This window comes from Caulobacter sp. P4_E5, assembly GCF_056401555.1.
This window is the reverse complement of the sequence record NZ_JBFUJD010000139.1, coordinates 1-6,047: the sequence shown is the minus strand read 5'-3', so window position 1 is coordinate 6,047 and position 6,047 is coordinate 1. Positions and strand designations below refer to the sequence as shown.

At 67.9% G+C, this 6,047-nt stretch carries 4 protein-coding genes, 1 tRNA gene and 2 pseudogenes; 1 reads left to right on the top strand and 6 read right to left on the bottom strand.

From position 1 onward, the window contains the following. The 3 genes and pseudogenes from AC1DSO_RS24355 to uraH form a co-directional block, all read right to left on the bottom strand. Positions 1–512, bottom strand: a pseudogene (locus tag AC1DSO_RS24355) (xanthine dehydrogenase molybdopterin binding subunit); the annotation flags it as partial. After that, complete coding sequence (gene xdhA / locus AC1DSO_RS24350; protein WP_477071261.1) at positions 505–1,953, bottom strand: xanthine dehydrogenase small subunit; 1,449 nt, start codon at positions 1,951–1,953, stop codon at positions 505–507. The pseudogene AC1DSO_RS24355 and the gene xdhA, both read right to left, overlap by 8 nt. Further along, entirely contained in the window at positions 1,953–2,300 is a 348-nt protein-coding gene (uraH, locus tag AC1DSO_RS24345; protein WP_477071260.1) for a hydroxyisourate hydrolase, read from the bottom strand. Before uraH ends, xdhA begins: the two co-directional genes overlap by 1 nt. A 335-nt stretch (positions 2,301–2,635) precedes the next feature. Between uraH and AC1DSO_RS24340 the strand changes: the two genes are divergently transcribed. After that, entirely contained in the window at positions 2,636–4,924 is a 2,289-nt protein-coding gene (locus tag AC1DSO_RS24340) for an NADP-dependent malic enzyme (RefSeq protein ID WP_477071259.1), read from the top strand. Between the two features lie 129 nt (positions 4,925–5,053). On the opposite strand, the gene AC1DSO_RS24335 is transcribed toward AC1DSO_RS24340, so the two are convergent. The 3 genes and pseudogenes from AC1DSO_RS24335 to AC1DSO_RS24325 form a co-directional block, all read right to left on the bottom strand. After that, the gene (locus AC1DSO_RS24335) at positions 5,054–5,251 is read right to left on the bottom strand and encodes a cold-shock protein (RefSeq protein WP_047412958.1); all 198 of its coding nucleotides are present in this window, start codon (positions 5,249–5,251) and stop codon (positions 5,054–5,056) included. A 141-nt stretch (positions 5,252–5,392) separates the two neighbouring features. Beyond that, positions 5,393–5,596, bottom strand: a pseudogene (locus AC1DSO_RS24330) (cold-shock protein); the annotation flags it as partial. A 258-nt stretch (positions 5,597–5,854) separates the two neighbouring features. Continuing rightward, positions 5,855–5,931 (bottom strand) — tRNA-Met (locus tag AC1DSO_RS24325). Positions 5,932–6,047 lie beyond the last annotated feature (116 nt).

The window sequence follows — 6,047 nt, the reverse complement described above, 5'->3', positions numbered from 1 at the left end:
GCCTGGGCGTCGCCGCGCGCCATGCGCTGCGAGGTCTCGATCTTCAGGTCCATCTCGCGGGCGGCGGCGATGTCGATAGCGGCCGGCAAGTCTTCGTACTCGACCACGGCCAGGCCGGCGGCGGCGCGGGCGGCGGCGATCGAGGTGGCGGCGACGGCGAACAGGCTCTGGCCGACGCAATAGACCTCGCCCCCAGACGTCTCGCTGGCAGCGAACAGCTTGTCGTCGTGGATCACCGGGCTGACGTCGTTCTCGCCGGGGATGTCGGCGGCGGTCAGCACTATCACCACGCCGGGGGCGGCGCGGACGGCGGAAAGGTCCAGCTTGGTGATACGCGCGTGCGCCTTGGCGCTCATGCCCAGATGCACGTGCAGCAGGCCGGCCGGCTCGGGAATGTCGTCGATATAGATCGCCGAGCCCGCCACGTGGCGGGCGGCGCTGTCATGCGGCAGAGGCGCGTGGACGCCCTGGAACGGGGCGGTCTCGACGACGGTGGCGGCGGAGTCAGCCATGCGCGCTCTCCGGGACGATGCGGGTCTCCGCATCCGGGTCCTGGCTCTCCAGGAACACCTTGCGCAGCATATTCCGAGCGGTCAGCGACCGGTAGGCCGCCGAGGCGCGCATGTCGCTCATCGGTTTGAAGTCGATGTCCAGCGCCGCCATCCCCGCCTCGACCGTGGCCTCGGTCCAGGGCTGGCCGATCAGGGCCGCCTCGCAAGCCTTGGCCCGCTTCGGCGTCCCGGCCATGCCTCCGAAGGCGATGCGGGCGTCGGTGACCACGCCATCCTTCACCGCCAGCGAGAACGCCCCGCAGACCGCCGAGATGTCCTGGTCGAAACGCTTGGACAGCTTGAAAACCTTGAAGATCCAGTCTGTCGGCAGCGTCGGCGCGATCACCGCCTCGACGAACTCGCCGGGCCGTCGGTCCTGCTTGCCGTAGTCGAGGAAGAAGTCTTCCAGCGGCATCTCGCGGCGCTCGCTCCCCTTCCGCAGGACCAGGGTCGCTCCGGCCACGATCAGGGCCGGCGGCATGTCGCCGATCGGCGAGCCGTTGGCGATGTTGCCACCGATAGTGCCGCTGTTGCGGACTTGGGTTGAGCCCAGGCGCCGCATCATCGCGCCCAGGTCGGGATAGAGCTTCGAGATCGCCTCGACGGCGTCGACATAGCGGACGCCGGCGCCGATCTTCAGACCGTCGGCCGTCGCCTCCAGCGCCTTCAGTTCGGCGACCTCGGACACGCTGATCAGGATCGGCAAAGGCCGCCGCTGCTTGGTGACCCACAGGCCGACATCGGTGGCGCCGGCCACGATCGTGGCGTCGGGATAGGCCTCGTAGACCTGGGCCAGCTCGGCGACCGTGCGCGGCGACAGCCAGCGGCGGGTGACGCCGTGGATCGGGTCCTCGAAGCTGAGCTCAAGCATGGTGTCGTCGCGGACGACTGACAGGTCGACCGCCGGCGCGGGCTCGGCCGCGACGCCCTTGGCCACCTCGATGATCGGGCCATAGCCGGTGCAGCGGCACAGGTTGCCAGCCAGCACCTCGCCGACCGGGGCGGCCGCCCCCTTGGCCGCGATCGCGCGACCGTACAGAGACATCACGATGCCCGGCGTGCAGAACCCGCACTGCGAGCCGTGCTTGTCGACCATGGCCTGCTGCACCGGATGCAGCGCGCCGCCTTTCGCCAAACTCTCGACCGTCATCAATGCCTTGCCGTGCAGCATGGGCAGGAACTGGATGCAGCTGTTGACCACCCGCCAGGCGACATTCTCGCCTTCGCCGGCGGGCTCGCCAACCAGCACGGTGCATGAACCGCAGTCGCCCTCGGCGCAGCCCTCCTTGGTCCCGGTGCGGCGCATCGGGCCACGCAGGTGCTCAAGCAAGGTCGTCGTCGGGTTGGCCCCGCGGACCTCATGGACCTCCCCGTCCAGCAGGAACCTGATCGTCTCGCCCATCAGCTGCCCCGGTAGGTGGAATAGCCGTACGGCGAGACCAGCAGCGGCACGTGCCAGTGCTGCTCGACGTTCGACACCGAAAAATCGATGATCACGACGTCCAGGAACGGCGGGTCGGTGACCGGCAGGTTCGAGGCCTTGAAGTGCTCGCCGATCGCGAACTCCAGGCGGTAGCCGCCCACCTTCAGGTCCTCGCCAGCGACAAGCCGCGCACGGCCGTCGGCGTCCGTGCGGAATTCCGCCACCGGGGCGAGGTCAGAGCCCTCGCGCCGCGACACGCGCACCACGACCCCGGCCGCCGGCTTTCCGGCCGCCTGGTCGAGGATATGGGTCGTCAATCCGCTCATGCTCCGCCCTCTGATCGCCGTCTCGAACCGATGCTCGGGCGCTCCGCCCGCCCTGTCCAGCGCCTTGCCCCGCGCGACCGCGCCGGAAGGACAAGCGCCGAGGAAGGCGGCGTGCGGCGCCCGAAGCACAGGCATTATATAATAGATTTATTACTTATGAGAGCCGGAATCCGCTTCTGATCCCGCCGACGACTGGTACCGCTACCAATAAAAAACACCCAATCGGCGGCGAAGAGTTGGAATTGCCGCGCCAACCCCGCTAGCAAAGGCGCCGACGCTTCGCGCTGAGACGAAGCCAGCCAGATGCGCCGCGCAGGCCGCCAGAGGAACGATCGATGGACGAGGATTTCCGTAAAGCCGCCCTGGACTACCACCGTCTTCCGCGGCCTGGGAAACTGGCGATCGAAGCCACCAAGCGGATGGCCACCCAGCGCGACCTCGCCCTGGCCTATTCGCCCGGCGTCGCCGCGCCCTGCCTGGCCATCGCCGAGAACCCCGACCTGGCGCGCGACTACACCGCGCGCGGCAACCTGGTGGCCGTGATCTCCAACGGCACGGCCGTGCTGGGCCTGGGCAATATCGGCCCGCTGGCCAGCAAGCCGGTGATGGAAGGCAAGGCGGTCCTGTTCAAGAAGTTCGCCGGCATCGACGTCTTCGACATCGAAGTCGACGCCGAGGATCCCGACCGCTTCATCGAGGTGGTCGCGGCCCTGGAGCCCACTTTTGGCGGCATCAATCTCGAGGACATCAAGGCCCCCGAGTGTTTCGTCATCGAGCGCGCCCTGCGCGAGCGGATGAACATTCCGGTCTTCCACGACGACCAGCACGGCACCGCCATCGTCTGCGCGGCGGCGGTCCGCAACGCCCTGCTCGTCCAGGGCAAGACCCTGAAGGACGTCAAGCTGGTCACCTCGGGCGCCGGCGCGGCCGCCCTGGCCTGCGTCGACCTCTTGGTCTCGATGGGCCTGCCGGTCGAGAACGTCACCCTGACCGACATCAAGGGCGTGGTGCACGCCGGCCGCGAGCCGGACATGCCCGACAACATGGCGCGCTATGCTCGCCAGACCGACGCGCGCACCCTGCCCGAAGTGCTGCCGGGCGCCGACATCTTCCTGGGCCTCTCGGCCCCGCGCGTGTTCAAGCCCGAGTGGCTGCCGCTGCTGGCTCCGAACCCGCTGATCCTGGCCATGGCCAATCCGGATCCGGAGATCCTGCCCGAGCTGGTCTATGCCGCCCGGCCCGACGCGATCATGGCCACCGGCCGCAGCGACTATCCCAACCAGGTCAACAACGTCCTCTGCTTCCCGTTCATTTTCCGGGGCGCCCTGGACGTCGGGGCCAGCGAGATCAACGAGGCGATGAAGGTCGCCGCCGTCGAGGCCATCGCCGAGCTGGCCCGTGCCGAGGCGTCGGAAGTGGTCGCCAGCGCCTATGGCGGCGCGGCGCCGGTGTTCGGTTCGCAATACATCATCCCCAAGCCGTTCGATCCGCGCCTGATCCTGCAGATCGCCCCGGCCGTGGCCCGGGCGGCCATGGACAGCGGCGTCGCCACCCGGCCGATCGCCGACTTCGACGCCTATCAGGCCGAGCTGGAGCTGTTCGTCTATCGCTCGGGCCAGCTGATGCGGCCGGTGTTCGAGCGGGCCCGCAAGGCGCCGGTCAAGGTCGCCTATGCCGAGGGCGAGGACGAGCGCGTGCTGCGCGCCGTCCAGACCGTGGTCGACGAGGGCCTGGCCAGACCGGTGCTGGTCGGCCGCCGCGACGTCATCAAGGCCAAGGTCGCGGAGATGGGCCTACGCCTGGACCTCGGTGGCGCGATCGAGATCGTCGACCCGCAGACCGACAAGGCGCTGTTCGGCCCGCTGGTCGCCGACTACCAGCGCCTGGTCGGCCGGCGCGGCGTGCCGCCAAGCGCCGCCGAGCGCCGCGTCCAGGGCCGCCGCACCGTGGCCGCCTCGATGCTGCTCGCGTCCGGCTATGTCGAGGCCGCCCTGGTCGGCGGCAGCGGCGACTGGTGGCAGCACATGAAATACGCCCTGCCGATCATCCCTAAGCGGGACAATGTCAGCCGCGTCTACGCCATGTCGACGCTGATCCTGCAGACCGGCACGCTGTTCTTCTGCGACACCCACGTAAACGTGGATCCGACCGCCGACCAGATCTGCGAGGTCACCCAGCTGGCCGCCGAGGCTGTCCGCCGCTTTGGCCTGATACCCAAGGCCGCCCTGCTCTCGCACTCCTCGTTCGGGGCCAGCAACTCGCCGACCGCCCGCAAGATGCGTGAGGCCCTGGCTCTGTTACGCGCCCAAGCGCCGGAGCTGGAAGTCGACGGCGAGATGCACGCCGACGCCGCCCTCAGCCAGCACCTGCGCGACCGCATGGTCGCCGACAGCCCGCTGAAGGGCTCGGCCAACCTGCTGGTCATGCCGACCCTGGACGCGGCCAATATCGGCCTGACCTTGCTCAGCGCCGCCACCGAATCCCTGCTGGTCGGCCCCATCCTGCTGGGCATGAGCAAGCCGGTGCACGTGCTGATCCCCAGCGTCACGGCCCGCGGCATCGTCAATCTGACAGCCCTGGCGGTGAATCAGGCGGCCTCGGACAAGGCGCGAATCGGGGCCTGAGAGGGTGCGTCCTTAAGCCGCGCTTTTGAACGGCAAGAGGCCCCGTCCGACGCTTCCGCGTCGGCGGGGCCTCCCAAAACGCTCTGAAAAAGCCGTCCGTCCGGGCGGCTTTTTCGTTGTCGGCGTGTCCTAGAGGATGCGCAGGTTGCCGGCCGAAGTCTTGCCCGAGCGGCGATCCTGTTCAAGCTCGTAACCGACTTGCTGGCCTTCGTTCAGGCCGCGCAGACCGGCGCGTTCCACGGCCGAGATGTGCACGAACACATCGCCGCCGCCGTTGTCCGGCTGGATGAAGCCGAAGCCCTTAGTCGTGTTGAACCACTTCACCACGCCCGTGCCCGCCTCGCCGGAGCCGCCCGAGAAACCGCCGCCGCCGCCACCGCCGCCGCGCGGACCGTCGAAGCTGCGCGGGGGACGAGCGCCACCGCGAGCGCCACCGCCGGCGCCGGTCGGAACAGCGCCCTGGCCCGTGACCCGCAGATTGCCGGCCGAGGTTTTGCCCGAGCGGCGGTCTTCTTCCAGCTCGTAATTGACTTGATCACCTTCGTTCAGGCCCGCCAGGCCCGAGCGTTCAACCGCGGCGATGTGGACGAACACGTCCTGGCCGCCGTCCTCGGGCTGAATGAAACCAAAGCCCTTGGCCGGGTTGAACCACTTAACGACACCGTTCGCCATATTATCCTCAAACACCTCAATCGACGGGCTGATAGTCGGCCCGTGTCCTTCCGACGGAAGTCATGACGCAAAACCGCGCTACGCGCTATGGGCTTTGAATGGAGAAAATCGGCATCAAGACGGCCTAAGCCACAAAAATTCGCGCTTCAGGCGGCGAGCGTTGCCAAAATGCCGCTATAGGTTGCACGCGAAGGTGTCAAAAAGCCCCGGCCGCAAGCGGACGGGGCGTCGAAAAGCTGACTTAGCCGTAGGGGACCTTGGGTGCGGGGACAGGATTTGAACCTGTGACCTTCAGGTTATGAGCCTGACGAGCTACCGGGCTGCTCCACCCCGCGTCAGGGTGTTGTTTGAGATTGTGAGGGAGGGTTCTTGGACTTGTAATCGAGATATCCTTTTGGCGGACCTGGCGGCGACCTACTCTCCCGCGCCTTGAGACGAAGTACCATTGGCC